The sequence below is a fragment of the Psychrobacter pasteurii genome (genome assembly GCF_900162815.1).
In the GTDB taxonomy this organism is placed as follows: domain Bacteria; phylum Pseudomonadota; class Gammaproteobacteria; order Pseudomonadales; family Moraxellaceae; genus Psychrobacter; species Psychrobacter pasteurii.
The window spans coordinates 1-651 of the sequence record NZ_FUGD01000188.1 but is presented as its reverse complement, the minus strand read 5'-3'; the positions used below and the strand labels follow the sequence as shown (position 1 = coordinate 651).

The window sequence follows — 651 nt, the reverse complement described above, 5'->3', positions numbered from 1 at the left end:
CCCATATTCTGCGGTTAACTCGTTGAGGGTCTTGTGTTCTTTGATGGCTTCAACGGCGACTTTGCTTTTAAATTCAGCATTGTGACGCTTACGTACTTTCGTCATTAGATAGACCTCTTTTTCTAAAGGTTATTCTATCTTATTTGCTACAATTTTTTGGTCTAGTTTTCCGGGAGTATTATAGTAAATTTCTCCAAGGTGGCTTTAAAGATACAGATTCTATTCATTTAGTCACTGCCTTTGCCAGTGAAACTAAATTAGTATTAGCACAAACGCAAGTAAATAGTAAAGACAACGAGATAACGACACTGCCTAGATTACTTGATATGATCAATCTTAAGGGCAGTGTTGTGACCGGGGATGCGATGTATTGTCAAAAGGATGTCTGTAAACAGCTTGTTAAAGCTAAAGCCGACTATATCTTGTCCTTGAAAAGAAACCATGAGCTTTTATATGACGACGTTAAGCTTTGGTTAGACACACAATTTGATTCAGGTAATTTACCCATCAATGAAACTGTTGATAAAGATCATGGTCGTATAGAAGTAAGACGTTTGAGCTATGCTGAAGAAACCGTAGAGGTAAACTTGGTAAACTAAGCGTATTAATCGGAGTTTATCATGACCAAGAAAGTAAGAACCTACAGTGACG

2 protein-coding genes are annotated in these 651 nt (G+C 37.3%); one reads left to right on the top strand and one right to left on the bottom strand.

Annotated features, from left to right (window positions below):
* Positions 1-105: transposase (locus A1232T_RS14665; protein ID WP_482822388.1), on the bottom strand; the 105-nt coding region annotated here is incomplete at its 3' end.
* A 38-nt stretch (positions 106-143) separates the two neighbouring features.
* Here A1232T_RS14665 and A1232T_RS13240 point away from each other — a divergent pair.
* On the top strand, positions 144-599 hold the full coding sequence (locus A1232T_RS13240) for an ISAs1 family transposase (RefSeq protein ID WP_167367088.1): 456 nt from the start codon (positions 144-146) through the stop codon (positions 597-599).
* The last annotated feature ends 52 nt before the right edge of the window (positions 600-651 follow it).